Consider the following 24266-nt stretch of genomic DNA (forward strand, 5'->3'; position numbering starts at 1 on the left):
CGAAGGTGTAGCGTCGAGGCACCGCAATTCAGCCTGGCAGTCGTGCACTGACGAGACTGAGGCAGCGATGTTGACGCAGCAGGATGAGGGTTTGGGACGTTTTCATGTGTCCAACCGTAACCAATGGGGTGAAAGGTGGCAAGCAGTTGGGAAAAATTGGTAGCGGAACTCGGTAGAGCTGTGTTTGAAAGATTTTGTAGCGATTTGTCCGCTCTTTAAGCGATTTTATTGCTCAACACTTTTGGTCTGCGCAACCCGATCCCTGTTAGGAGTGAATGCGTCGTCAGGGCTGAAACGCATTGATGAAAATCGCCGGATCCACGCGCGCATCATTCAAGCTCACGTTCCAGTGCATGTGCGGCCCTGTCGCGCGGCCAGTCGAACCCACACGACCCACCACGCCACCTCGGGGCACGGCGTCGCCCACTTTCACATCGATCTTCGACATATGGCAGAACATGCTGATGAAGCCCTGTCCGTGATCCACGAACACGGTATTGCCGTTGAAGAAATAGTTGCCGATCAGAATCACCCTGCCTGCTGCCGGAGATTTGATCGGTGTCCCAGCGGGAACCGCGAAATCCAGACCTGCGTGGGGATTGCGCTCCTCACCGTTGAAAAAACGACGCACGCCGAATTTGCACGACAGCGGGCCATCCACAGGCTTGTCCAGCAGCAGGTTGCTCGGCGTGACCGGGCTGAACGTGCGGTAGGCGCGGACCTGTACGTCCAGTTCCTGTTCGATGCGTTTCAGGTCGTCCGGGTTCGGGTTGACCTGGCGCTGGTTCTTCAAGGTGATGTGCTGCTCGGGGTATTTCTTGCTGCCCACCGCGAACGACAGCGTACGACCGCCGCTGGTCACCTGTTGTGAGGTACCCGGTTTGATGGTCAGAGGAATCCCGACGATGGCCAGCCAGCGCGCATCCTGATCTTTCACCACCAATACAGGTTTGCCCTGAAACGTGGCTTTCGGCGCTTGCGCTGAGGGGCCCAGATCGACCACCGCTACACCGCCTGGCACGGGCTTGTTCAGTAGACGCGAGAGGTAGCTGTCAGCGTGGGCGGGGAGGGCCAGGCACAGAGCGAGCGCTGCACCGGCCAGAGAACGGGAGATAAAAGGCAGCATCGATCAGTCCAGAAGGGAAAGGGTGACAGGCGTCAGGTGATTGTCTTCCACTCGCACCTGCAATTCGCCCTCGGCGAGTTTTGCCGTGAGGCGCTGGCCGGTGCGGGTTTGCTCGGCGCTGCGAACCGCCTTGCCGCGTTCGTCCAGCAAAATACTGTAGCCGCGACCGAGGGTGGCGAGCGGGCTGACCACATTCAGCGTCTGCACCTGACTCTGCAGTTGCAGGCGGCGGGTCTTGAGGTTTTCCTTGATCGCGCGGGGCAAGCGCTCGGCCAGCACGTCCAGCCGCTGACGCAGAAAGGCGAGGGTACGGCCGGGATGCTGCGCGGCCAGTCGGCTTTCCAGATGAGCCATGCGTGTAGCGCGTTTGTGCATCAGCAGCTCAAAGGCGCGACGCAGACGCATGTCCAGATCATCCAGATGCTGCGCGCGTTGACGCAGTCGTTCGCCCGGATGACGCAAGCGACGGGATATGCCGTCCAGACGCAACCGATCGCGCATCAGGCGGTCGCGCATGCGCGTGATCAGTCGCCGTTGCAGGTTTTCCACGCGACGATGAAGGTCGCTGGAATCGGGTGCCAGTAACTCTGCGGCAGCGGACGGCGTGGGCGCACGTACGTCGGCCACGAAGTCACTGATCGAAACGTCGGTTTCGTGGCCCACGGCGCTGACAATCGGTGTCACACACGCATCGATGGCGCGCGCGACGGCTTCTTCGTTGAAGCACCAGAGGTCTTCGAGCGAACCGCCGCCTCGGGCCAGGATCAGCGCGTCGAAGCCTCGCGAATCGGCCAGCTTCAACGCACGCACGATTTGGTTGATCGCTTCGCGGCCCTGCACAGCCGTCGGGATCAGTGTCAGTTCGACCTGCGGGGCACGGCGCTGGAAGACGCTGATGATGTCGCGAATCACCGCGCCCGTGGGCGAGCTGACAATGCCGATACGCTGTGGATGCAAGGGCAGGGCGACTTTGCGTTCGGCGCTGAACAGGCCTTCGGCGTTGAGCTTGTCCTTGAGCGCGTCGAAGGCCAGGCGCAGTGCGCCATCACCCGCGGGCTCGACCGTGTCGAGAATCAACTGATAGTCGCCACGGCCTTCGAACAATGAGACCTTGCCCCGGACTTTCACCGCCAGGCCGTCTTTCAGTGCCTGACGCACGCGTGCGGCGTTACTGCGGAACAGCGCGCAACGGACCTGCGCACCGCTGTCTTTCAGGGTGAAATAGACGTGGCCTGAGGCCGGGCGCGACAGGTTGGAAATTTCGCCCTCCACCCAGATGCTGGAGAACACATCTTCCAGCAGCACGCGCGCGCGGCCGTTGAGCTGGCTGACAGTGAGGACTTCCCGGTCAAGGCCGAGTCTTGCGAAGGGGTCTTTGATCATGCCGGGCATGATAAAGGGATTGGGGCGTGGGTCACCACCGTTGATGCAGGGCAGTGCGTTCTTTGGAGATACACATATACCTGTGGGAGCCGGCTTGCTGGCGAAAGCACTGGGTCAGCCAACACATTTGTAGCTGACACAACGCATTCGCCAGCAAGCCGGCTCCCACAGGTATGGCGTCGAATAAAAGGCTTGGGTCTGGCGCGGTCAATGTGGGAGCCGCCTTGGTGGCGAATGCGGTTGACCCGTCAACATAGAATCTCCCCCAAGCGCGGCGTCTGATCTCAACTGCAGCGGTGTTCATTTGCATTTCGAGTATGCTTGGCGCCGCCGCTCATCCATGGAGGACACAATGCTCGCGATTCTTGCCGATGTTTCCACTGCGTTCGATCAACTGGGGCTGACCCCGCTGGACTGGCTGCTCATCGAAGGCGGCGTGATCGCTGCTTATCTGGTCTTCGCCATCGCCGGATTCGGCACTGCATTGGTGGCAGGTCCTGTTCTCATCCACTTCATGCCGCTGTCGCGGATTATCCCCTTGCTGGTGATGCTGGATTTTCTCGCCGCCTTCAGCCATCTGCTGCCGTCGCGGCAATCCGTCGTGCGGGCCGAGTTGATGCGCATGGTGCCGTGCATGGCGGTCGGTTGTACCTTGGGTGTGTCATTCCTGCTCAACCTAAAATCTGACGTGCTGCTGCTTTTAATGGGGCTGTTTCTGGTCGGCTACTCGATCTACAGCCTCGCGGTGAAAGTGCGCCCGACGCAATTGTCCGCCGCCTGGTCGATTCCGATGGGCACTACAGGTGGCTTGTTTGGCGCCCTATTCGGCAGCGGCGGATTTCTCTACGCGATCTACCTCAATGGTCGTCTGACTGATAAGGCACAGGCCCGCGCCACGCAGAATGCGCTCATCAGTTGCAGCACCATTGTGCGGCTGAGCCTGTTCGTGATCACGGGCGTTTACGCGCAACTGTCGCTGCTGGTCATGGCGGTCTGCCTGTTGCCCGCGATGCTGGTGGGGTCGTGGATCGGGCGTCATTTGGTGATGCGCCTCTCGCGAGAGATGTTCGTGCGTCTGGTGACCTGGATGGTGCTGATCAGTGGCATCACGTTGATCGGTCGCTACCTGGCAGGTTAAGCGCCATACTTGACGATCTCGGCGTTGGCATTAAGCTGCCGCCCCCGATCCCGTGTCCGCCAGGCCTTGTCATGAACACCCAAAGCATCATCGTGCCGCAAATCTCCAGCTTTCCTGCCCATGAGGTGAAGGCGCGAGCGATTTTGCGTTGGCTGGTGAAGCTGGAAGTGGTGGAAGAGTCGCTGAGCACCTGCGGGCGCAGTTTCAACCGCATGGCCTACGCCATTGGTCCCGGTGCGCGGCGCTTCGTCGAACACCCGGATGCGCTGCCCTACGGCAAGCCGGTCAATGGTCTGGAAATCGTGCTCAAGCGTTGCATCTACACGCCCCAGCAGGGTTTCAAGGAGGAGGCCGGGTGCCCGGAGTGCCGCCGCGAGATTGGCGAGGCGCTGTTCGACAGCCTGGAAGAATGGATGCCGGGGCACACCGACAACTTCATCTGTCCCGAATGCCGCTTCGAAGACGACATCAACGGCTTTCTGTTTCTTGACCCGTGTGGGTTTTCCAACCTGGGATTCATCTTCAACGACTGGCTGGATGCGGGCTTCAAAGCCAGCTTTCTCGAAGAATTTGCCGAGCGACTTGATCGTCCTGTGTCGTTCGTCAAAGTGCGCTTATAAAGAAGGGACGTGCGATAGAGCCGTTCCATCGTATTGATTATGAAATAGCCTGATCTTTACGTTGAGCAAGGGTAGGTGTCTGGGTATAATGGCGCGCTTCCATTTTCCCGCTCGGGAGCCCAGCGATGCTGCGTATCAGCCAAGAAGCCCTTACATTCGACGATATTCTCCTTGTGCCCGGTTATTCCGAGGTGCTTCCCAACGAAGTCAGTCTGAAAACCCGATTGACCCGTGGCATCGAACTGAACATCCCCCTCGTTTCTGCCGCTATGGACACCGTCACTGAAGCCCGTCTGGCCATCGCCATGGCTCAGGAAGGCGGCATCGGCATCATCCACAAGAACATGACCATCGACCAGCAAGCCGCTGAAGTACGCAAGGTCAAGAAGTTCGAAGCGGGTGTGGTCAAGGATCCGATCACCATCGAGGCTGACGCCACTGTTCGCGATCTGTTCGAACTGACCCGTCAACACAACATTTCCGGCGTTCCGGTTCTGCACGACGGCGAGCTCGTCGGCATCGTGACCTCCCGTGATGTGCGTTTTGAAAATCGTCTTGATGTCCCTGTCCGCGAAGTGATGACGCCCAAAGAGCGTCTGGTCACCGTCCGCGAAGGCGCTGACAAGAACGAAGTCCGCGAGCTGCTGCACAAGCACCGTCTGGAAAAAGTGCTGATCGTTGACGGCAAGTTCGCACTCAAAGGCATGATGACCGTCAAGGACATCGAGAAAGCCAAAGCCTACCCGCTGGCCAGCAAGGATGATCAAGGTCGTCTGCGCGTTGGTGCTGCGGTCGGCACCGGCAAAGACACGGGCGAGCGCGTCACCGCGCTGGTTGCAGCAGGCGTTGACGTCATCGTCGTCGACACCGCTCACGGTCATTCCAAGGGCGTGATCGACCGCGTTCGCTGGGTCAAACAGAACTTCCCTGAGGTTCAGGTCATCGGCGGCAACATCGCCACCGGCGAAGCGGCTCGCGCACTGGTTGAAGCAGGCGCTGACGGCGTGAAAGTCGGTATCGGCCCAGGTTCGATCTGCACCACCCGTATCGTTGCCGGTGTCGGCGTGCCGCAAATCAGCGCCGTTGCCAACGTCGCCGCTGCGCTGGAAGGCACTGATGTTCCTCTGATCGCCGATGGCGGCATCCGTTTCTCCGGTGACTTGTCCAAAGCCATCGTTGCAGGCGCCTATAGCGTGATGATGGGGTCGATGTTCGCCGGTACCGAAGAAGCGCCGGGCGAAATCGAACTGTTCCAGGGTCGCTCCTACAAGGCTTACCGCGGCATGGGTTCGCTGGGCGCGATGTCCCAGGCGCAAGGCTCTTCCGACCGCTATTTCCAGGATTCGTCCGCAGGTGCCGAGAAACTGGTACCGGAAGGTATCGAAGGTCGCGTTGCCTACAAGGGCTCGCTGTCTGCCATCATCCATCAACTGATGGGCGGCCTGCGTTCCTCCATGGGCTACACCGGTAGCGCCAACATTCAGGAAATGCGCACCAAGCCTGAATTCGTTCGCATCACCGGTGCAGGCATGGCCGAATCCCACGTTCACGACGTGCAGATCACCAAAGAAGCGCCGAACTATCGCGTAGGGTGATTGGAAATGCGCCCGGTGATTCGGGCGCGTTTCAAGAATTCTGTAGCGGGGCTGTTCATTACAGCCCCGTCTTGTTTCTGATTTTCGACGAGAATGACTCATGGCCCTCGACATTCACGCCCACCGTATCCTCATCCTGGACTTCGGTTCTCAATACACCCAACTGATCGCCCGTCGCGTACGTGAAATCGGCGTGTACTGCGAACTGCACCCGTTCGACATGGACGACGAAGCGATTCGCGAATTCGCTCCCAAAGGCGTCATCCTCGCCGGTGGTCCCGAGTCCGTGCACGAAGCCGACAGCCCGCGTTGCCCGCAAGCGGTATTTGACCTGGGCGTGCCGGTTTTCGGCATCTGCTACGGCATGCAGACCATGGCTGAGCAACTGGGCGGTAAGGTTGAAGGCTCCGATCTGCGTGAGTTTGGCTATGCCCGTGTTGACGTCGTCGGCAAGAGCCGTCTGCTCGACGGTATCGAAGACCATGTCGATGCTGACGGCCTGCTGGGCCTTGACGTCTGGATGAGCCACGGTGACAAAGTCACCAAGCTGCCTTCCGAATTCCACATTTTGGCCAGCACCCCAAGCTGCCCGATCGCGGGCATGGCTGACGACGCTCGCGGTTACTACGGCGTGCAGTTTCACCCGGAAGTGACCCACACCAAGCAAGGCGGTCGCATCCTGTCGCGTTTCATCCTCGACATCTGCGGTTGCGAAGCCCTGTGGACGCCGTCGAAGATCGCTGAAGACGCCATCGCTCAGGTCCGCGCTCAAGTGGGTACTGACAACGTGCTGCTGGGCCTGTCGGGTGGTGTTGACTCCTCGGTGGTTGCGGCGCTGCTGCACAAAGCGATCGGCGATCAACTGACCTGCGTGTTCGTCGACAACGGCCTGCTGCGCCTGCACGAAGGCGAGCAAGTGATGGCTATGTTCGCCGAGAACATGGGCGTCAAAGTGATTCGCGCCAACGCCGAAGATCAGTTCCTCAACAATCTGGCCGGTGAAGCCGACCCAGAGAAGAAGCGCAAGATCATTGGCCGCACGTTCATCGACGTATTCGATGCCGAGTCGGCGAAACTGCACAACATCAAATTCCTGGCTCAGGGCACCATTTATCCTGACGTGATCGAGTCCGCTGGCGCCAAGAGCGGCAAGGCTCACGTCATCAAGTCGCACCACAACGTGGGCGGCCTGCCGGAAGAAATGAACCTGAAACTGGTCGAGCCACTGCGCGAACTGTTCAAGGATGAAGTCCGCCGTCTGGGTCTGGAGTTGGGCCTGCCGTACGACATGGTCTATCGCCACCCGTTCCCGGGGCCGGGCCTGGGCGTGCGTATCCTGGGTGAAGTGAAGAAGGAATATGCCGACCTGCTGCGCCGTGCGGACCACATCTTCATCGAAGAACTTCGTAAAGCCGACTGGTATCACAAAGTCAGCCAGGCCTTCGTCGTTTTCCAGCCGGTGAAATCGGTTGGCGTGGTCGGTGACGGCCGTCGTTACGCCTGGGTTGTGGCTCTGCGTGCTGTGGAAACCATCGACTTCATGACCGCGCGCTGGGCACACCTGCCGTACGAACTGCTGGAGACCGTCAGCGGCCGGATCATCAACGAGATCGATGGCATCTCCCGTGTCACGTATGACGTGTCGAGCAAGCCGCCAGCGACGATCGAGTGGGAATGATACTGAGCGCCTAACCTCGCGCAGTAGTAAAGCCGGATGCAGCCTCTTACAGGTTTCATCCGGCTTTTTCATTTCTGCACGGTGGCGCCAGATGCGGTGGGGCGCTGCCTGCCGCTCGTGTGTTCGATTGCTACGAAATATGTACTGCGCCCAGAGTTCGCTTATTTTTCCTCAAGTGCAGGTGTATCGTGTTTACCCCTCGTAAGGCCTCTCGCCAAGCGTTTTATCCTCACTTGATTTCATGAAGGTGCGCGATCGGATGTCCTTTACCCGTCGACAAATTCTCGGAGGGCTGGCCGGTCTTGCCGTCGTCGGCTTAGGTGCGGGCGGTGTTTCGCGCTACTGGCTCGGCCAGCGTGGGCCGGGAGAAGGCCACGATTACGAACTGATCGCCGCGCCGCTGGACGTCGAGCTGGTGCCCGGTTTCAACACCCCTGCATGGGCCTTCGGCGCAACAGCGCCGGGAACCGAGTTGCGAGTGCGTCAGGGAGAGTGGTTGCGGGTGCGGTTCATCAACCGTTTGCCGGTCGAGACCACCATCCACTGGCACGGCATTCGTCTGCCACTGGAAATGGACGGCGTGCCTTATGTGTCCCAACTGCCGGTCAAGCCGGGTGAATACTTCGATTACAAGTTCCGCGTACCGGACGCAGGTAGTTATTGGTATCACCCCCACGTCAGCAGCAGCGAAGAGCTGGGACGCGGGTTGGTTGGGCCACTGATTGTCGAAGAGCGCGAGCCCACCGGATTTGCCCATGAGCGTACCGTCAGCCTGAAAAGCTGGCATGTGGATGAGCAGGGCGCGTTTACAGAATTCAGCGTCACCCGCGAGGCCGCTCGCGAAGGCACGGCCGGGCGGCTTTCGACCATCAACGGGGTGCCTCAAGGTGTGGTGGAGTTGCCTGCGGGGCAGATCACCCGCGTGCGCATTCTCAACCTCGATAACACCGTCACCTATCGGCTGAACCTGCCGGATGCCAACGCGATGATTTATGCGCTGGACGGCAACCCGGTCAAGCCCCGCCCACTGGGCAAGGATTACTGGCTCGGGCCGGGGATGCGAATCTGTCTGGCGATCAAGGCCCCGGCAGTGGGCGAAGAGTTGTCCCTGCGTAACGGCCCCGTCCGTTTGGGCACGTTTCGCTCCGTTGCCAGCAATGACGCGCCGGGTGACTGGCCGCCCGAGCTGCCTGCCAACCCGGTGGCCGAACCGGATCTGGCCAACGCCGAGAAGCTCAACTTCAATTTCGAGTGGGCAGGCGCGGTGTCCGTCAACGTCGACAATGGCAAGCCGCCGAGCCTCTGGCAGATCAACGGCCAGGCGTGGGACATCACCGACAAGACCTGCGCCGACAGACCCATCGCCAAACTGGAGAGGGGCAAGAGCTACATCTTCGAACTGAAGAATATGACCCAGTATCAGCACCCGATTCATTTGCATGGCATGAGCTTCAAGGTGATTGCGTCGAATCGCAAAGAAGTCATTCCGTATTTCACCGACACCTACCTCTTAGGGCGAAACGAGCGCGCACGGGTCGCGCTGGTAGCGGATAATCCCGGTGTGTGGATGTTCCACTGCCATGTGATCGATCACATGGAAACCGGTCTTATGGCAGCTATCGAGGTTTCTTAATGCGGCAGCCGCAAATCATTGATCGCAGCCGCGATCAGCATTTCATGCGTGAGGCCCTGGCGCTCGCCGCCGAAGGGGCGATGCTGGGCGAGGTGCCGGTGGGCGCTGTAGTGGTTCACGACGGCGTGATTATTGGCCGCGGTTATAACTGCCCGATCAGCGGCAGCGACCCCAGCGCCCACGCCGAGATGGTCGCCATTCGAGCGGCGGCGCAGGCGGTGAGCAATTATCGCCTGCCGGGTAGCACGCTGTACGTCACACTGGAGCCGTGCAGCATGTGTGCGGGGCTGATTGTGCATTCGCGCATCGGTCGAGTGGTTTATGGGGCAGCGGAGCCGAAGGCAGGGGTGGTGCAGAGTCAGGGGCAGTTCTTCAGCCAGCCGTTCCTTAATCATCGCGTGCTGTTCGAGGGCGGCGTGCTGGCGGAGGAGTGCGGGACGATTTTGAGTGAGTTTTTCAAGATGAGAAGGGCGAAGGGGTAGGCGTGTATCAAGTCACCGCTTTCCCTGTGGGAGCGAATTCATTCGCGATAGATGTATCAGGCGATAGGTATACGTCGTTTGCACCGGCCTCTCGCGAATGAATTCGGCCCCACAAAGGCTCGGCGTTCGATTCAGACTGGAAACACTAAAGCGGCGCCTTGTCTTCCGGCGGTTTGGTCTTGTCCACACCCGGCACATGTAGATTACCTTCGGCGATCTGGCTGCCTTCCAGCTGCGGTTGTGTGACCCACGTCAGAATGTCGTAATAGCGACGGATGTTGGCCACGAAGCTGACGGGCTCGCCGCCGCGCGCATAGCCATAACGGGTTTTGCTGTACCACTTCTTCTGTGACAGACGTGGCAGCATTTTCTTCACGTCCAGCCACTTGTTCGGGTTCAGCCCTTCGCTCTCGGCCATTTTACGCGCGTCATCGAGGTGGCCGGTGCCGATGTTGTAGGACGCCAGCGCAAGCCACGTGCGATCCGGTTCCTGAATCGTATCGTCGAGTTGTTCTTTCACGTAGGCAAAATACTTGGCGCCGCCCTGAATGCTCTGTTTGGCGTCCAGCCGGTTGGAAACCCCCATGGCCTGCGCCGTGCTTTGGGTCAGCATCATCAGCCCACGAACGCCGGTTTTGGACGTCACAGCCGGTTGCCAGAGCGATTCCTGGTAACCAATGGCAGCCAGAAGGCGCCAGTCGACCTGTTCTTCCTTGGCCGCCGCCTGGAAGTGCTTCTCATATTTGGGCAGACGTTCCTGCAAATGCTGAGCGAAGGTGTAGGCGCCGACGTAACCAAGGACGTCCACATGCCCGTAGTAGCGGTCCTTGAGCCGCTGGAGCATGCCGTTTTTCTGCATCTTGTCGAGGAAGGCGTTGATCTCGTTCAGCAGGCTGTTGTCATCGCCCAGTGCCACGGCCCAACGTTGATCGCGGCCATCACCCAGATCGAACGCCACGCGCACGTTAGGGAAATACACCTGGTTCATCGCCAGTTCGTTGGAGTCCACCAGTGTCAGGTCGATCTGGCCTTCATCCACCATGCGCAACAAGTCAACGACTTCAACCTGGTCCGACTCTTCGTAATTGATGCCGGGGTACTTGACCTTTAGCGCTGCCAGTTGTTCGGCGTGGCTGCTGCCTTTGAGAACGAGGATTTTCTTGCCCACCAGATCGCCGGGGTCGGTGGGCCGGGACTGGCCATTGCGGTAAATGACCTGGGGCGTGACTTCCAGATACGAATGGGAGAAACGCACCTGTTTGGCGCGGTTCTCGGTGCTGACCAGTCCGGCGGCCGCCAACACAGGCCCTCCGGGTTTGTTCATCTGGTCGAACAGGTCGTCGAGGTTGTCGGCGGTTTCGATCTTCAGTTCAACGCCCAGATCGTCGGCGAAACGCTTCACCAGTTCGTACTCGAAACCGGTTTCACCGTTGCGATCCTGGAAGTAGGTAGCCGGGCTGTTGCGGGTGACCACGCGCAGCACGCCATCCTCCTTGACTCGTTCCAGTGTGTTGGGTTTTTCAACACAGGCGCCGAGCAGCAGGAAGATTCCGGTTGCGATGAGCCACTTGGCACAGCGTGGGCGGAAATCCGATGGGGAAAACATCGGTGCAGTATACGCAAAGCGCGTTGAGCGCCATATCTCGACAGAGCAGGTTGCGTCTGATAGAGCACACAGTTTTTTAATGGATTTTTCCGGCAAACCGTCTCGCACCGACATTCGGGTGTCGCGCGACCTTCGTTTCGGGTGCCGAAAGGTCGCGTTTAGGCTAGAATGCACGGCCTCAAAGCACACCCCCTTCCCCGAGGCTGTCCCGACGATGTTGATCCTGCGTGGTGCTCCCGCCCTTTCCGCCTTCCGCCACAAGAAATTACTTGAGCAGCTGACCGACAAGGTTCCGGCTGTCAGTGGCCTGTACGCTGAATTCGCTCACTTCGCTGAAGTAACCGGCGTTCTGGACGAGACGGAGCAACAAGTCCTTGCCCGTCTGCTGAAATACGGCCCGAGCGTGCCGGTTCAGGAGCCTCGCGGTCGTCTGTTCCTGGTGTTGCCGCGTTTCGGCACCATCTCGCCATGGTCGAGCAAGGCCACGGACATCGCGCGCAACTGCAGCCTGACCAAGATCCAGCGCATCGAGCGCGGTATTGCCTTTTATGTAGAAGGCCAGTTCAGCGACGCTGACGCGCAAGTCATCTCGGATGCGCTGCATGACCGCATGACTCAGGTCGTGCTCGCCGCGCTGGAAGAGGCCTCGGGCCTGTTCAGCCACGCGCAGCCCAAGCCACTCACCGCCGTGGACGTGTTGGGTGGCGGTCGCGCCGCACTGGAAAAAGCCAACGTCGATCTGGGGCTGGCCCTGGCTGAAGACGAAATCGATTATCTGGTCAACGCCTTCGTTGGCCTCAAGCGCAACCCGCACGACATCGAACTGATGATGTTCGCCCAGGCGAACTCCGAGCACTGCCGCCACAAGATTTTCAACGCCAGTTGGGACATCGACGGCCAGAGCCAGGAAAAAAGCCTGTTCGGCATGATCAAGAACACCTATCAGATGCACAACGAAGGCGTGTTGTCGGCTTATAAAGACAACGCTTCGGTCATCGTGGGTAGCGTTGCCGGTCGTTTCTTCCCGAACCCTGAAACCCGTCAGTACGGCGCGGTGCAGGAGCCGGTACACATCCTGATGAAGGTCGAGACCCACAACCACCCGACCGCCATTGCACCGTTCCCGGGCGCATCCACCGGTTCCGGTGGCGAGATCCGCGACGAAGGTGCTACCGGTCGTGGCGCCAAGCCGAAGGCGGGTCTGACCGGCTTCACCGTTTCCAACCTGAACATTCCGGGTTTCGAGCAGCCTTGGGAAAAGCCGTACGGCAAGCCTGAGCGCATCGTCACGCCGCTGGACATCATGATCGAAGGCCCGCTGGGCGGCGCTGCGTTCAACAACGAATTCGGCCGTCCAGCCCTGACCGGCTATTTCCGTACCTTCGAGCAATCGATCAAGACCCCGCGCGGCGAAGAAGTCCGTGGCTACCACAAGCCGATCATGCTGGCCGGTGGTATGGGCAACATCCGTGAAGAGCACGTGCAAAAGGGCGAAATCACTGTCGGCGCCAAGCTGATCGTGCTCGGCGGCCCGGCGATGCTGATCGGGCTGGGCGGCGGCGCTGCGTCTTCCATGGCCACCGGCACCAGTTCGGCGGATTTGGACTTCGCCTCGGTCCAGCGTGAAAACCCGGAAATGGAGCGTCGTTGCCAGGAAGTCATCGACCGTTGCTGGCAGTTGGGTGACAAGAACCCGATCGCGTTCATCCACGACGTCGGCGCTGGTGGTATCTCCAACGCCTTCCCGGAACTGGTCAACGATGGCGGCCGTGGCGGTCGCTTCGAACTGCGCAACGTGCCGAACGACGAGCCGGGCATGGCGCCGCACGAAATCTGGAGCAACGAATCCCAGGAGCGTTACGTGCTGGCCGTCAGCGCCGTCGATTTCGAGCGTTTCCAGGCGATCTGCGAACGCGAACGTTGCCCGTTCGCCGTTGTCGGTGAAGCCACTGAAGAACCGCAATTGACCGTGACCGACAGCCACTTCAGTAACACGCCGGTGGACATGCCGCTGGAAGTGCTGCTGGGCAAGCCGCCACGCATGCATCGCAGCGCCACCCGCGAAGCTGAACTGGGCGATGATTTCGACCCGAATACCCTGAATCTGGAAGACAGCGTTCAGCGCGTATTGCGTCACCCCGCCGTGGCCAGCAAGAGCTTCCTGATCACGATCGGCGACCGCACCATTACCGGTCTGGTCAACCGCGACCAGATGGTCGGTCCATGGCAGGTGCCGGTGGCGGACGTGGCCGTAACCGCCACCAGCTTCGACGTGTACACCGGCGAATCCATGGCGATGGGCGAGCGTACCCCACTGGCGCTGCTGGATGCTCCGGCGTCCGGGCGCATGGCGATTGGTGAAACCATCACCAACATCGCGGCGTCGCGCATCGAGAAGATTTCCGACATCAAATTGTCGGCCAACTGGATGTCCGCTGCCGGTCACCCTGGCGAAGACGCGCGTCTGTACGACACCGTCAAGGCTGTGGGTATGGAACTGTGCCCTGAGTTGGGCATCACCATTCCGGTGGGCAAGGACTCCATGTCCATGAAAACCCGCTGGAGCGACGAAGGCACCGAGAAAACCGTGACCTCGCCGCTGTCGCTGATCATCACCGGTTTTGCGCCGGTGACTGACGTGCGCAAGACCCTGACCCCGCAACTGCGCATGGACAAGGGCGAAACGGACCTGATCCTGATCGACCTGGGCCGTGGCAAGAACCGCATGGGCGCGTCGATTCTCGCGCAGACCCACGGTCTGCTGGGCCAGGCTGCGCCGGACGTGGACAACGCCGAAGACCTGAAAGCGTTCTTCGCCGTGATCCAGGGCCTGAACGCCGACGGCCATCTGCTGGCCTATCACGACCGTTCCGACGGCGGTCTGATGACCACCGCGCTGGAAATGGCCTTCGCCGGTCACTGCGGTCTGAACCTGAAGCTGGAAACCCTGACCAGCAAGGTTGAGAAAGCCGCTGCCATCCTGTTCAACGAAGAGCTGGGTGCCGTGATTCAGGTGCGTCAGGACGCGACCCCTGTCGTGCTCGCGCAGTTCAGCGCAGCCGGTCTGGGCGAAGACTGCGTGGCGGTCATCGGCAAGCCAATCAACAACAGCGAAATCACTATCAGTCTGAACGGCGAAGAACTGTTCAAGGGCGACCGTCGTTTGCTGCAACGCCAGTGGGCGGAAACCAGCTACCAGATCCAGCGTCTGCGTGATAACGCCGATTGCGCCGATCAGGAATTCGACGCACTGCTGGAAGAAGACAACCCGGGCCTGAACGTCAAGCTGGGCTATGACGTCAACGACAACATCGCTGCGCCTTACATCAAGAAAGGTGTGCGCCCACAAGTGGCGATCCTGCGTGAGCAGGGTGTGAACGGCCAAGTGGAAATGGCTGCTGCGTTCGACCGCGCCGGTTTCGCCTCGGTTGATGTGCACATGAGCGACATCCTGGCGGGCCGCGTTGACCTGAACGCGTTCAAAGGTCTGGTGGCATGCGGTGGCTTCTCGTACGGCGACGTACTGGGTGCCGGTGAAGGCTGGGCCAAGTCCGCGCTGTTCAACGCTCGCGCACGTGACGCGTTCCAAGGCTTCTTCGAGCGTACCGACAGCTTCGCCCTGGGCGTGTGTAACGGTTGCCAGATGATGTCGAACCTCAGCGAATTGATTCCGGGCAGTGAGTTCTGGCCGCACTTCGTGCGCAACCGTTCGGAGCAGTTCGAAGGGCGTGTGGCGATGGTGGAAATCCAGAAGTCGGCGTCGATCTTCCTGCAAGGCATGGCCGGTTCGCGTATGCCGATCGCCATCGCCCACGGCGAGGGCCATGCGGAATTCAAATCGCCAGAAGCGCTGCTGGAAACCGACGTGTCGGGCACCGTGGCCATGCGTTTTGTCGACAACCACGGCAAGGTTACCGAAACCTATCCGGCCAACCCGAACGGCTCGCCGCGCGGTATCACCGGCCTGACCACTCGCGACGGTCGCGTCACCATCATGATGCCGCACCCTGAGCGTGTGTTCCGTGCCGTGAACAACTCGTGGCGTCCGGATGAGTGGAACGAAGACGGCGCGTGGATGCGTATGTTCAGAAACGCGCGCGTCTGGGTGAACTGATACGCGATGTACAAGCTCGCCTTCTTCGTGCCGCCGAGCCATGTGGAGCAGGTCAAAAGCGCGTTGTTCGCCGCCGGTGCAGGGCGAATCGGCGCGTATGACAGCTGCTCATGGCAGGTGCTCGGTCAAGGCCAGTTCCGCCCGCTGGACGGCAGCCAGCCGTTCATTGGGCAGGCTGGCCAGGTCGAGACGGTGGACGAGTGGAAGGTCGAGCTTGTGGTGGCCGATGAGTTGATTCAGCAGGCGGTGGCGGCCCTCAAAAGCACCCACCCCTACGAAACCCCGGCTTATGAAGTGTGGAAGCTCGCGGATTTCTAGCGTCCACCGCAAATTCTCTGTAGCAGTCACCTTCCGTTAACCATCCCCCGCAACGCCTCGCTCAGCCCTTGAGCGTCATTCCCTACCAACACATGCCACACGCCATCCCCCAGATTTCTCACCCCTTGAGAGCCCAGTGCGTCCAGTTGATTGACCGCTAGCGTTTGTCCTTCCTTTAATTGCACGCGCAGGCGCGTCAGGGCCACGCATTCGACACTCATCACCGCCTTGCCGCCCAGTGCGGTGAACCATTGCTCTGCTTGAACGCGGTTGATGAACTGGCCCGTTGCAGCATCAACGGTCGGGATAGTCACCGAAGCTCCTGTCGCATGCGGCAGGGCATTACGCAGTTCATCCGCCAGCCCATCCGCCATTGGCCCCACCACCACCTGCAGGCTCCCTGCATTGCCTGGCCTCACCACCGCCATCGCGCCGAGGGTTTTCAACTCACTGTCCTGCGCCTTGCTGCGGTCCACCAGTTGCAGGCGCAGGCGCGTGGTGCAGGCATCAATGCTCAGCAGGTTGTCGGCGCCGCCCAACGCCTTGATATACGCCCCTGCACGATCACTTTGCGTCATATGAGAGGCGCTGGTCGCCGCCTGTTCGCGGCCCGGCGTCTTCAGGTTGAAGCGCTTGATGCACTGATCGAAGACCACGTAGTACACCAGCGCGTAGGCCAGCCCCAGCGGGAAGACCAGCCAGCCATTGGTGGACTTGCCCCAGCCCAGCGCCATGTCGATGGCGCCACCGGAAAACGTGAAGCCCAAATGGATATTCAGCAGGTTCGCCAGCGCCATCGAAAGGCCGGTCAACAGCGCATGCAGTACGTACAACAGGGGCGCAAGGAACATGAAGGCGAATTCGATGGGTTCGGTCACACCCGTCAGCGCCGAGGTCAGGGCCATCGACAGCAGGATTCCGCCGATCAGCTTGCGTTGCTCCGGCAGCGCGTTGCGGTACATCGCCAGGCAAGCCGCAGGCAGGCCGAAAATCATCATGGGAAACATGCCGGTCATGAACTGGCCTGCGTGGGGATCGCCGGCGAAGTAACGCGCCAGATCGCCCGTCACCGCGCGTCCGGTGTCCGGGTCCGAGAAAGTGCCGAAGACGAACCACACCAGATTGTTCAGGATATGGTGCAGGCCGGTGATGATCAGAATGCGGTTCATCACCCCGAAGAAGAACGCGCCGATGCTCCCGCTTTCCAGCATCAGTTGGCCCAGCCCATTGATGCTCTGCTGAACCGGCGGCCAGATCAGGCCGAACAACAGGCCCAGTGCCACCGCCGAAAGACCCGTGACAATCGGCACGAAGCGCCGTCCGCCAAAGAATGCCAAGTACTCGGGCAGGGCGATGTCCTTGAAGCGGTTGTACATCGCGCCGCCCAGCAACCCGGCAATGATCCCGGCGAGCATGCCCATGTCGATGTGCGGGTCGAGCACCTTGAGCGTCGAGGTCATCACCAGATAGCCAATCGCGCCGGCCAGCCCGGCAGTGCCGTTGTTGTCGCGGGCAAACCCCACGGCGATTCCGATGGAAAAGATCAATGCCAGGTTGCTGAAGATCGCATTGCCCGCCGAGTGGATGATTGCGATGTCCAGCAGGTCAGTGTCGCCCAGGCGCAGCAGCAATCCGGCAATGGGCAGAATGGCGATGGGCAGCATCAACGCGCGCCCCAGTCGCTGTAACCCCTCGATGAAGTGTTGATACACGGCGTCTCTCCTTGGGTTGTTCGTTCTTGTTATTCAGGCGATGACTGCGCGAGGCAGGACTTGAGTCTGAAACGTCCGACAGGCCTCGCGGACGGCTTGCGCGCTGGTCAGGGTCAACAGGTGCTGTGCCAGTGCCTGACATTGCCGGGTGTCCAGATTGCGCACCTGTGCCTTGATTTCAGCGACGTGTGGCGGGCTGACCGACAACTCGCGCACGCCCAGCCCGATCAGCGCAGCCGTTGCCAGCGGGTCTGACGCCAACGCGCCACACACGCCAACCCAACGGCTTTTCGCGTCGGCGGCAGAGCAGGTCATGGCGATCAATCTGAGCAAGGCCGGATGCAGAGCGTCGACACGCGCGGCGAGCCCGGCGTGATCACGGTCCATCGCCAAGGTGTACTGCGACAGGTCGTTGGTGCCAATGGAAAGAAAATCAGCGTGTTCGGCCAATTGCTCGGCGAGCAGCGCAGCGGATGGCACTTCGATCATCACGCCCAGTTCGGGACGTTCGGTGAGTCCCGTTTCCTGTGCGAGTTCGTCGATGCGCGCCCGCACCGCCAGCAACTCGCTGACTTCGGTGATCATCGGCAGCAGGATTCGGCAGCGCGCCAAGGGGCGAACCCGCAGCAGCGCACGCAGTTGGTGATCGAGCAGTTCGGGACGTGCCTGGCCCAGACGAATGCCGCGCAGGCCGAGCACCGGATTGGCTTCGGCGGGGAGGGGCAGGTAATCCAGTTGCTTGTCGCCGCCGATGTCGATGGTGCGAATGATCACCGACTTCTCGGGCATGGCGTCGAGCACCGATTGGTACGCCGACAATTGCTCCTCTTCGGTCGGGGCGGTGCTGCGGTCGACGAACAGGAATTCCGTGCGCAGCAGGCCCACGCCGTCCGCGCCGTTAAGTTGAGCGTTCTCGGCATCAGCACGGGACACGACGTTGGCAGCGACATCGATAATCACGCTGTCTCGCGTCAGCGCAGGTGGGTGGGCCTGTTGCTGCTGAAGCTGGCGTCGCTCGAAACGTTGTGTACGAAGTGTCTGAATTTCCCGCAGGCGAGCGTCATCAGGCTTGAGTTCAAGGCGCCCGTTATCGGCATCCAGTACGGTTTCATGGTTTTGCGCGACATTGAGCAACTCGGGACCCATCGCCACCAGACAGGGCAAACCTTTGCCGCGAGCCAGAATGGCGACGTGGGATGTGGCGCCGCCGTTGGCCATGCAGATGCCGCCGATACCGCAGCGTTCCAGCATCAACAGGTCCGAGGGTGTCAGCTCATGGGCGACGATGATGGCGCCTGGTGGTATCTCCACATCGCGAGCGTCACCCAACAAGTTCAACAGCACCCGCTGGCGAAGATCGCGCAGGTCGTTGGCACGTTCGGCGAGCAACGGGTTGTCGAGTTTTTCCAGCATTGTGCACTGGGCCAATACTGCCTGGCTCCAGGCATGGGTGGCACTGCGGCCTTGATCGATGGCATCGTACGCGGCGTCGAGCAAGGCCGGGTCTTCGAGCATTGCCAAATGGGTGGCAAAAATCGCGCTTTGCTCGTGATGACCAGAGTCGACCGATGCGCTGATATCGGCGCGGACCTCTACCAGTGCGTGGCTCAGAATCTGGCGTTGTTCTTCTGGTCGGTGATCGCCGGTGTCTTCATCCAGTTCGATTGTGTCCAGCCGAAACAGCGGCCCGCTGATCAGGCCGGGGGAGGCAATGACGCCGTGCATGACGCCTTGCTCGGTATTCGGGTGGGCACGAGGAGGGATGGCTGCCAGCGGGGCGTGGGATGTTTCGTCAGCGGAAGGTGTCGACAGTGCCTTGAGCAGCGCCTGTAACGCGATGTCGCTGTCATGCCCCAGGCACACCACTTCCACTTCATCCTGCTCCGCCACGCCCAGTCCCATCAGGCCGGTCACGCTGTCGGTGGATGCACTGACCCCGGCAAAGTGCAGCTCGACCTGGCTGGCAAACTGGCGAGCGGTCTGACGCACCAAAGCTGCCGGGCGGGCATGCAGGCCACCGGAGTGGGCCACGCGAATACGACCGCGGGCCTGGCTGGCCTGAACACCGCTATCTGAGGTGTTTTGTGTGTTTTGGGCCAACGAAGTGACGACCAGCAGTGGCTCTCCGACGTTGGCTGCGCCTGGCCCACGGACGGGGGACAGCGCGAACTGATCGCCGTTAAGCAGAATCAGGGGGCTGATCAGACTGCGGCTTTTGCAAGCCACCTTGTCCAGATCGAAGCGCAGCAATGGCTGGCCTTGCTCGACCCGCTGACCGTCCGTCACCAGCGCTTCAAATCCGTCGCCGTTGAGTCCGACGGTGTCGATGCCCACATGCAGCAGCCATTCGCTGCCATTGTCGGCGCGCAGATTGACCGCATGGCGGGTGCGCGCGACGTTGATCACCACCCCGGCGAACGGCGCATGCAGCACGTCATCCAGTGGGTCGATGGCCAGGCCGTCGCCCATGGCGCCCTCGGCGAAGACCGGGTCGGGAATCTGCGCCCGTTTCAGTACGGCTCCGCTGAACGGGGCGCTGAACGTCATTTGTTTATTGTTATGCATGACATCGTCCTTGCTGGCGTCGGTCGAGGCGGCGCGGAATCAATGGGTTTTGGTGACTTTGCTCAGGTGCCTGGGTTGATCGGGGTTCAGCCCTCGGGCGCGGGCGAGGCCTGCGGCCATCACGTAGAAGCTCTGGATGGCGAGGATCGGGTCGAGGGCCGGGTGATCGGCGCAGCTCAACGTCAGGTCGCGCTCGGCGATGTTCTCGGGCGCGGCCAGCAACACACTCGCGCCGCGCGAGCGCATGTCGACAGCGAGGGCCAACAGGCTGGCCTGTTCGGCGCCACGGGGCGCGAAAATCAGCATCGGGTAGTGATTGTCCACCAGGGCCATTGGGCCATGACGCACTTCAGCGCTGCTGAACGCCTCGGCCTGAATGCCGGAGGTTTCCTTGAACTTGAGTGCCGCTTCCTGAGCGATGGCGAAGCCGGTGCCACGGCCGATGACCATCAGCCGCTGACAGCCACGCAACGTATTGATCGCGGTCGACCAGTCCTGACGCGCCGCGTGGCGCAGGCGCTCGGGCAAGGTGTTGCCCGCGTCGAGCAGGTCGGTATCTTGCTGCCAGTGAGCCACCAAACGGGCGCTGGCGCTCAGGGTGGCGATGAAGCTTTTGGTCGCGGCAACGCTCAACTCGGGTCCGGCACTGAGGGGCAGCACGTACTCACAGGCGTGTTCCAGTGGCGAGCCTTCAGCGTTGACCATCGCAATGCTCAATGCCCCGCGTTCGCGCAACGTGCGCAGGCTGCCCACCAGGTCCGGGCTTTGGCCAGATTGTGAGAAGCCGATGACCGGCTGATTTTTTACCTGCATGGGGGCGTCGTGCAGTGTGACCACTGACATCGGCAGCGACGCCACCGGCACGCCTGTCAATTGCATGGCCAGGTAGGCGAAGTAGCTGGCGGCGTGATCAGAGCTGCCCCGCGCCACGGTCAGGATCACCTGCGGATTTGACTCACGCAGGCACGCGGCCAGGTCGATCAGGCGGGGTTCCAGCACCTCCAGTTGGCGCTGAACTGCGTGCGCAGAGGCCAGTGCCTCATCAAGCATTTTCGAGTTCAAGGGTCTCTCCTTCGACCATGACGGAAGTGAGTTTCAGATCGCGGTCCAGGTAAACGGCGTCGGCCCAACTGCCGATTTGCAGGCGGCCGCGTTCTTCGATGCCCAGATAATCCGCAGGGAATTGCGACAGGCGTTGTGAGGCTTCGGCCAAGGGCAGGCCAATCTTCACCAGATTGCGCAGCGCCTGGTCCATGGTCAGGGTGCTGCCCGCCAGGGTGCCGTCGGGCAGGCGCACGCCGCCCAGGCATTTGGTCACGGTGTGGCTGCCGAGCTTGTACTCGCCGTCCGGCATACCGGTGGCGGCGGTCGAATCGGTGACGCAGTAAAGGCAGGGAATCGAGCGCAAAGCGACACGGATTGCACCGGGGTGAACATGCAGCAGGTCGGGAATCAGTTCGGCGTAGCGGGCGTGGGCCAGCGCCGCACCGACGATCCCTGGCTCGCGGTGGTGCAGCGGGCTCATGGCGTTGTACAGGTGAGTGAAGCTGGTCGCCCCGGCGTCGAGGGCTTTGACGCCTTCTTCATAGCTGCCCAAGGTGTGGCCGATTTGCAGCCGCACACCACGGGATGACAGGGTCTTGATCAGTTCGACATGCCCGGAAATCTCAGGGGCGATGGTGATGACCTTGATCGGCGCCAGACGCAGGTACGCCTCGACCTCGCTCAGCAACGCGGCATGGGCATGGTTGGGTTGGGCACCGAGTTTTCCGGGATTGATGTAGGGGCCTTCCAGGTGTACGCCCAATACGCGGGCGGTTTCCGGTGCGCGCTGCTGACAAAACCCACCCAATTGTTCGAGCACCTGAGCGATTTCGGCGGACGGCGCGGTCATGGTGGTGGCCAGCATCGACGTTGTGCCGAAGCGCAGGTGGGTGCGGGCAATGGTGGCGAAGCTGTCGGCGCCTTCCATGATGTCGCGCCCGCCACCGCCATGGACGTGCAGGTCGATGAAGCCGGGCAGCAGATAGGGCCGATCATTGTCCTGTGGGTCGCAGGGGACGCCGTGAATACTCATCACCCGACCGTCACGGTGCTGCAATTCGCCGAGTATCCAGCCGGTGGGGGTGAGGATGTTGAAATCGGGCATGGAGGCTCCGTGCTGGCTCATCGACGAAGCTCGGCGACGAAATCGTAGTAATCGTCGCGGCAGTAGGTGTCGGTCAGCTCGATGGGGGTGTTGTCGGCCAGATAACCGATCCGGGTCATCAGCAACATGGCGGTGCCGGTTTCGATGCCGACCAGTGCGGCCATTTCCTCTGAGGCGTTGATGGCGCGAATGTGTTGCAGCGCGCGCACCACGGGGCGGCCAATGGCATCCAGATGGGCGTACAGCGAATCGCCAATGGCTTGCGGGTCGGGCAACAACGCGGCAGGCAACGTGCTTAACTCCACGGCCATGACGATGCCATCGGCTTTGCGCAGGCGCTTGAGGCGGGCGACCTTCTCGGTCGGCGACAGGCTGAGACGGATCAGTTCTTCGTGGGTGGGCAGGGCGATGTTGCGTTCCAGCCACTGCGAACTGGGGGTGAATCCCTTCAGGCGCAGCATTTCGCTGAAGCTGGACAGTCGCGACAGCGGTTGTTCGAGGCGTGGCGTAATAAAGGTGCCTGACCCTTGGCTGCGGCGGATCAGGCCTTGTTCCAGCAGGATTTCCAGCGCCTTGCGGGCGGTGACCCGGGAAATGTTCAGGGTTTCGCTGAGGTTGCGTTCGGACGGCAGCGCCTGTTCGGCTTTCCACTGACCGGCATGAATGGCCGCTTCCAGATTGCGCGCCAGTTGCAGATAAAGCGGCGTGGGCTGGCTGTCGTCGGGACGCAGGGCGAGGATCGATGGCATGAAAAGAGTCCGAAGGGGTTGGTTTTATGTTCGGAGATGCAGTCGAAAGTAATACCACTTGAATACCACGTCAACGGGATTGGTATCAGATGGGAGGGTTTTTGGTCACAGGGTGGTGACGTTTTGGTGGCGGTGGTGGTGGTGGTGGTGGTGGTGGGCGCGTATTTATGCCGTTGGCAGCAGTGAATCGCGTTGAGTGGTATTAAACTGGCCTATGGCCGGATCTCGATCATCGTGCCGTCTTTGACCAGATCCCACACCTCACGAATGTCGCTGTTCTTCATGGCGATGCAGCCATTGGTCCAGTCCAGCGTGTGGAAATACCATTCCGGGTACTCTTCGTTGATCGGCGTGCCGTGGATCATGATCATGCTGCCGGGGTTCACGCCTTCGCGGCGGGCGCGGGCGGAATCGGAGATGTTCGGGTAAGAAATGTGCATCGACAGATTGAAGGCATCGCTGGTCTTGCGCCAGTCCAGCCAGTAGAAACCTTCAGGGGTGCGCTGGTCACCTTCCTGCAACTTCGGCCCTTTGGGGGATTTGCCCAGCGAGATGCGGTAGGTCTTCAATGCCTCGCCCTTGCTCATCAGTTGCAGTTGATGCGCCGACTTGAGCACCAGCACCTTGTCGATGGTGCGGTTGGCGATGTCCTGGGTGTCCACGACCTTGCCGTCGACGAACTTCTGCTCGCTGCCCTTGGGCACGATAGTCTGGGTAAACGCAGCGTGCGACAACGGAACGAACGACAGGCACAGAGCAGCAAGCAACACACGCATTTCAACAATATCCCTGAAGCCTGCGCATCGGCGAACGCGCGTCATCATCTGATCAAGTGGTTTTAAGAGGAGGGGTGATAGACAGGCAATCGGTCCGCACGGGGAATTCTTGATGCCGCCGGTCGCTGAAGAAGCATTCTAGGGTACGCCGGACCGTCTGGAAAGCCAGCTCGGACCATGGTACATCCGCCTCCTCGAACAGTTTCACCTCAAGGCTCTCCACCCCGGCAGCGAAGTCGGCGCTGGCCATGTTGGCGCGGTAGAAAATGTGCACCTGGCTGATGTGTGGCACATCGATCATTGCGTAAAGGTGCAGGTCCTCCAGCACGGCGCAGGCTTCTTCGACCGTTTCCCGGCGTGCGGCCTGTTCGACGCTTTCGCCGTTTTCCATGAAACCGGCAGGCAGGGTCCAGTAGCCCAGCCGAGGCTCGATGGCGCGGCGACACAACAACACTTTGCCCTCCCAGACCGGCAATACCCCAGCGACGATATTGGGGTTCTGGTAGTGAATGGTGTGACAGTGATCGCACACGTAACGGGGGCGACTGTCGCCCTCGGGGATGCGCTGGGTGACCTGTTCGCCGCAGTGGCTGCAGAATTTCATGATCGGATCGCGTTCTTG

At 60.8% G+C, this 24266-nt stretch carries 18 protein-coding genes; 8 read left to right on the forward strand and 10 right to left on the reverse strand.

What is annotated here, in order from left to right; all coding sequences use genetic code 11:
- Nucleotides 1-283: 283 nt before the first annotated feature.
- Both ACI2KB_RS20535 and xseA read right to left on the reverse strand, forming a co-directional pair.
- On the reverse strand, nt 284-1126 hold the full coding sequence (locus tag ACI2KB_RS20535; RefSeq protein ID WP_404637334.1) for a peptidoglycan DD-metalloendopeptidase family protein: 843 nt from the start codon (nt 1124-1126) through the stop codon (nt 284-286).
- A gap of 3 nt (nt 1127-1129) precedes the next feature.
- Nucleotides 1130-2509 (reverse strand): exodeoxyribonuclease VII large subunit, encoded by a 1380-nt coding sequence (gene xseA / locus ACI2KB_RS20540; RefSeq protein WP_404637336.1) that lies wholly within the window; start codon nt 2507-2509, stop codon nt 1130-1132.
- A gap of 352 nt (nt 2510-2861) precedes the next feature.
- Between xseA and ACI2KB_RS20545 the strand changes: the two genes are divergently transcribed.
- The 6 genes from ACI2KB_RS20545 (at nt 2862) to tadA (ending at nt 9655) form a co-directional block, all read left to right on the forward strand.
- Nucleotides 2862-3647: a sulfite exporter TauE/SafE family protein gene (locus ACI2KB_RS20545; RefSeq protein ID WP_404637338.1), complete on the forward strand. Its 786-nt coding sequence runs from the start codon at nt 2862-2864 to the stop codon at nt 3645-3647.
- 71 nt (nt 3648-3718) lie between these two features.
- The gene (locus tag ACI2KB_RS20550) at nt 3719-4267 is read left to right on the forward strand and encodes a sugar ABC transporter ATPase (protein ID WP_404637340.1); all 549 of its coding nucleotides are present in this window, start codon (nt 3719-3721) and stop codon (nt 4265-4267) included.
- A gap of 125 nt (nt 4268-4392) precedes the next feature.
- Nucleotides 4393-5862: an IMP dehydrogenase gene (gene guaB / locus ACI2KB_RS20555; protein ID WP_404637342.1), complete on the forward strand. Its 1470-nt coding sequence runs from the start codon at nt 4393-4395 to the stop codon at nt 5860-5862.
- 100 nt (nt 5863-5962) lie between these two features.
- Nucleotides 5963-7540: a glutamine-hydrolyzing GMP synthase gene (guaA, locus tag ACI2KB_RS20560; RefSeq protein ID WP_404637344.1), complete on the forward strand. Its 1578-nt coding sequence runs from the start codon at nt 5963-5965 to the stop codon at nt 7538-7540.
- 259 nt (nt 7541-7799) lie between these two features.
- Complete coding sequence (locus tag ACI2KB_RS20565) at nt 7800-9173, forward strand: multicopper oxidase family protein (RefSeq protein WP_404637346.1); 1374 nt, start codon at nt 7800-7802, stop codon at nt 9171-9173.
- Complete coding sequence (gene tadA / locus ACI2KB_RS20570) at nt 9173-9655, forward strand: tRNA adenosine(34) deaminase TadA (RefSeq protein ID WP_404637348.1); 483 nt, start codon at nt 9173-9175, stop codon at nt 9653-9655. The genes ACI2KB_RS20565 and tadA overlap by 1 nt, the downstream gene beginning before the upstream one ends.
- Before the next feature lie 145 nt (nt 9656-9800).
- Here the strand turns inward: tadA and mltF are convergent, their stop codons facing one another.
- Nucleotides 9801-11261: a membrane-bound lytic murein transglycosylase MltF gene (gene mltF / locus ACI2KB_RS20575; RefSeq protein WP_404637350.1), complete on the reverse strand. Its 1461-nt coding sequence runs from the start codon at nt 11259-11261 to the stop codon at nt 9801-9803.
- Between the two features lie 214 nt (nt 11262-11475).
- Between mltF and purL the strand changes: the two genes are divergently transcribed.
- Together purL and ACI2KB_RS20585 are read left to right on the forward strand one after the other, a co-directional pair.
- The gene (purL, locus tag ACI2KB_RS20580; RefSeq protein ID WP_404637352.1) at nt 11476-15375 is read left to right on the forward strand and encodes a phosphoribosylformylglycinamidine synthase; all 3900 of its coding nucleotides are present in this window, start codon (nt 11476-11478) and stop codon (nt 15373-15375) included.
- Nucleotides 15376-15381: 6 nt separating this feature from the next.
- Nucleotides 15382-15693: an NGG1p interacting factor NIF3 gene (locus tag ACI2KB_RS20585; protein WP_404637354.1), complete on the forward strand. Its 312-nt coding sequence runs from the start codon at nt 15382-15384 to the stop codon at nt 15691-15693.
- A gap of 26 nt (nt 15694-15719) precedes the next feature.
- On the opposite strand, the gene ACI2KB_RS20590 is transcribed toward ACI2KB_RS20585, so the two are convergent.
- From ACI2KB_RS20590 to ACI2KB_RS20620, 7 genes are all read right to left on the reverse strand, one after another.
- A complete protein-coding gene (locus ACI2KB_RS20590; protein ID WP_404637554.1) occupies nt 15720-17357 on the reverse strand; it encodes a PTS transporter subunit EIIC in 1638 nt (545 codons plus the stop codon).
- 81 nt (nt 17358-17438) lie between these two features.
- The gene (gene ptsP / locus ACI2KB_RS20595; RefSeq protein ID WP_404637356.1) at nt 17439-19970 is read right to left on the reverse strand and encodes a phosphoenolpyruvate--protein phosphotransferase; all 2532 of its coding nucleotides are present in this window, start codon (nt 19968-19970) and stop codon (nt 17439-17441) included.
- 39 nt (nt 19971-20009) lie between these two features.
- Complete coding sequence (locus ACI2KB_RS20600) at nt 20010-21020, reverse strand: SIS domain-containing protein (RefSeq protein WP_404637556.1); 1011 nt, start codon at nt 21018-21020, stop codon at nt 20010-20012.
- Nucleotides 21013-22119: an N-acetylglucosamine-6-phosphate deacetylase gene (nagA, locus tag ACI2KB_RS20605; RefSeq protein ID WP_404637358.1), complete on the reverse strand. Its 1107-nt coding sequence runs from the start codon at nt 22117-22119 to the stop codon at nt 21013-21015. Before nagA ends, ACI2KB_RS20600 begins: the two co-directional genes overlap by 8 nt.
- A 17-nt stretch (nt 22120-22136) precedes the next feature.
- Complete coding sequence (locus ACI2KB_RS20610) at nt 22137-22868, reverse strand: GntR family transcriptional regulator (protein ID WP_404637360.1); 732 nt, start codon at nt 22866-22868, stop codon at nt 22137-22139.
- Between the two features lie 212 nt (nt 22869-23080).
- Nucleotides 23081-23644 carry a murein L,D-transpeptidase family protein gene (locus tag ACI2KB_RS20615; RefSeq protein WP_404637362.1) on the reverse strand — a complete coding sequence of 188 codons (564 nt, stop codon included), beginning with the start codon at nt 23642-23644 and terminating at the stop codon, nt 23081-23083.
- 52 nt (nt 23645-23696) lie between these two features.
- A complete protein-coding gene (locus ACI2KB_RS20620; RefSeq protein ID WP_404637364.1) occupies nt 23697-24248 on the reverse strand; it encodes an NUDIX hydrolase in 552 nt (183 codons plus the stop codon).
- Nucleotides 24249-24266: the final 18 nt, after the last annotated feature.

The sequence above is a fragment of the Pseudomonas sp. NPDC088444 genome, assembly GCF_044900175.1.
In the GTDB taxonomy this organism is placed as follows: Bacteria; Pseudomonadota; Gammaproteobacteria; order Pseudomonadales; family Pseudomonadaceae; genus Aquipseudomonas.

Bases quoted from the DNA above. Each gene is read 5' to 3' on its own strand.
- ACI2KB_RS20535 (WP_404637334.1), bottom strand. From the start codon at position 1,126: ATGCTGCCTTTTATCTCCCGTTCTCTGGCCGGTGCAGCGCTCGCTCTG.
- xseA (WP_404637336.1), bottom strand. From the start codon at position 2,509: ATGATCAAAGACCCCTTCGCAAGACTCGGCCTTGACCGGGAAGTCCTC.
- ACI2KB_RS20545 (WP_404637338.1), top strand. From the start codon at position 2,862: ATGCTCGCGATTCTTGCCGATGTTTCCACTGCGTTCGATCAACTGGGG.
- ACI2KB_RS20550 (WP_404637340.1), top strand. From the start codon at position 3,719: ATGAACACCCAAAGCATCATCGTGCCGCAAATCTCCAGCTTTCCTGCC.
- guaB (WP_404637342.1), top strand. From the start codon at position 4,393: ATGCTGCGTATCAGCCAAGAAGCCCTTACATTCGACGATATTCTCCTT.
- guaA (WP_404637344.1), top strand. From the start codon at position 5,963: ATGGCCCTCGACATTCACGCCCACCGTATCCTCATCCTGGACTTCGGT.
- ACI2KB_RS20565 (WP_404637346.1), top strand. From the start codon at position 7,800: ATGTCCTTTACCCGTCGACAAATTCTCGGAGGGCTGGCCGGTCTTGCC.
- tadA (WP_404637348.1), top strand. From the start codon at position 9,173: ATGCGGCAGCCGCAAATCATTGATCGCAGCCGCGATCAGCATTTCATG.
- mltF (WP_404637350.1), bottom strand. From the start codon at position 11,261: ATGTTTTCCCCATCGGATTTCCGCCCACGCTGTGCCAAGTGGCTCATC.
- purL (WP_404637352.1), top strand. From the start codon at position 11,476: ATGTTGATCCTGCGTGGTGCTCCCGCCCTTTCCGCCTTCCGCCACAAG.
- ACI2KB_RS20585 (WP_404637354.1), top strand. From the start codon at position 15,382: ATGTACAAGCTCGCCTTCTTCGTGCCGCCGAGCCATGTGGAGCAGGTC.
- ACI2KB_RS20590 (WP_404637554.1), bottom strand. From the start codon at position 17,357: ATGCTGCCCATCGCCATTCTGCCCATTGCCGGATTGCTGCTGCGCCTG.
- ptsP (WP_404637356.1), bottom strand. From the start codon at position 19,970: ATGCATAACAATAAACAAATGACGTTCAGCGCCCCGTTCAGCGGAGCC.
- ACI2KB_RS20600 (WP_404637556.1), bottom strand. From the start codon at position 21,020: ATGCTTGATGAGGCACTGGCCTCTGCGCACGCAGTTCAGCGCCAACTG.
- nagA (WP_404637358.1), bottom strand. From the start codon at position 22,119: ATGCCCGATTTCAACATCCTCACCCCCACCGGCTGGATACTCGGCGAA.
- ACI2KB_RS20610 (WP_404637360.1), bottom strand. From the start codon at position 22,868: ATGCCATCGATCCTCGCCCTGCGTCCCGACGACAGCCAGCCCACGCCG.
- ACI2KB_RS20615 (WP_404637362.1), bottom strand. From the start codon at position 23,644: ATGCGTGTGTTGCTTGCTGCTCTGTGCCTGTCGTTCGTTCCGTTGTCG.
- ACI2KB_RS20620 (WP_404637364.1), bottom strand. From the start codon at position 24,248: ATGAAATTCTGCAGCCACTGCGGCGAACAGGTCACCCAGCGCATCCCC.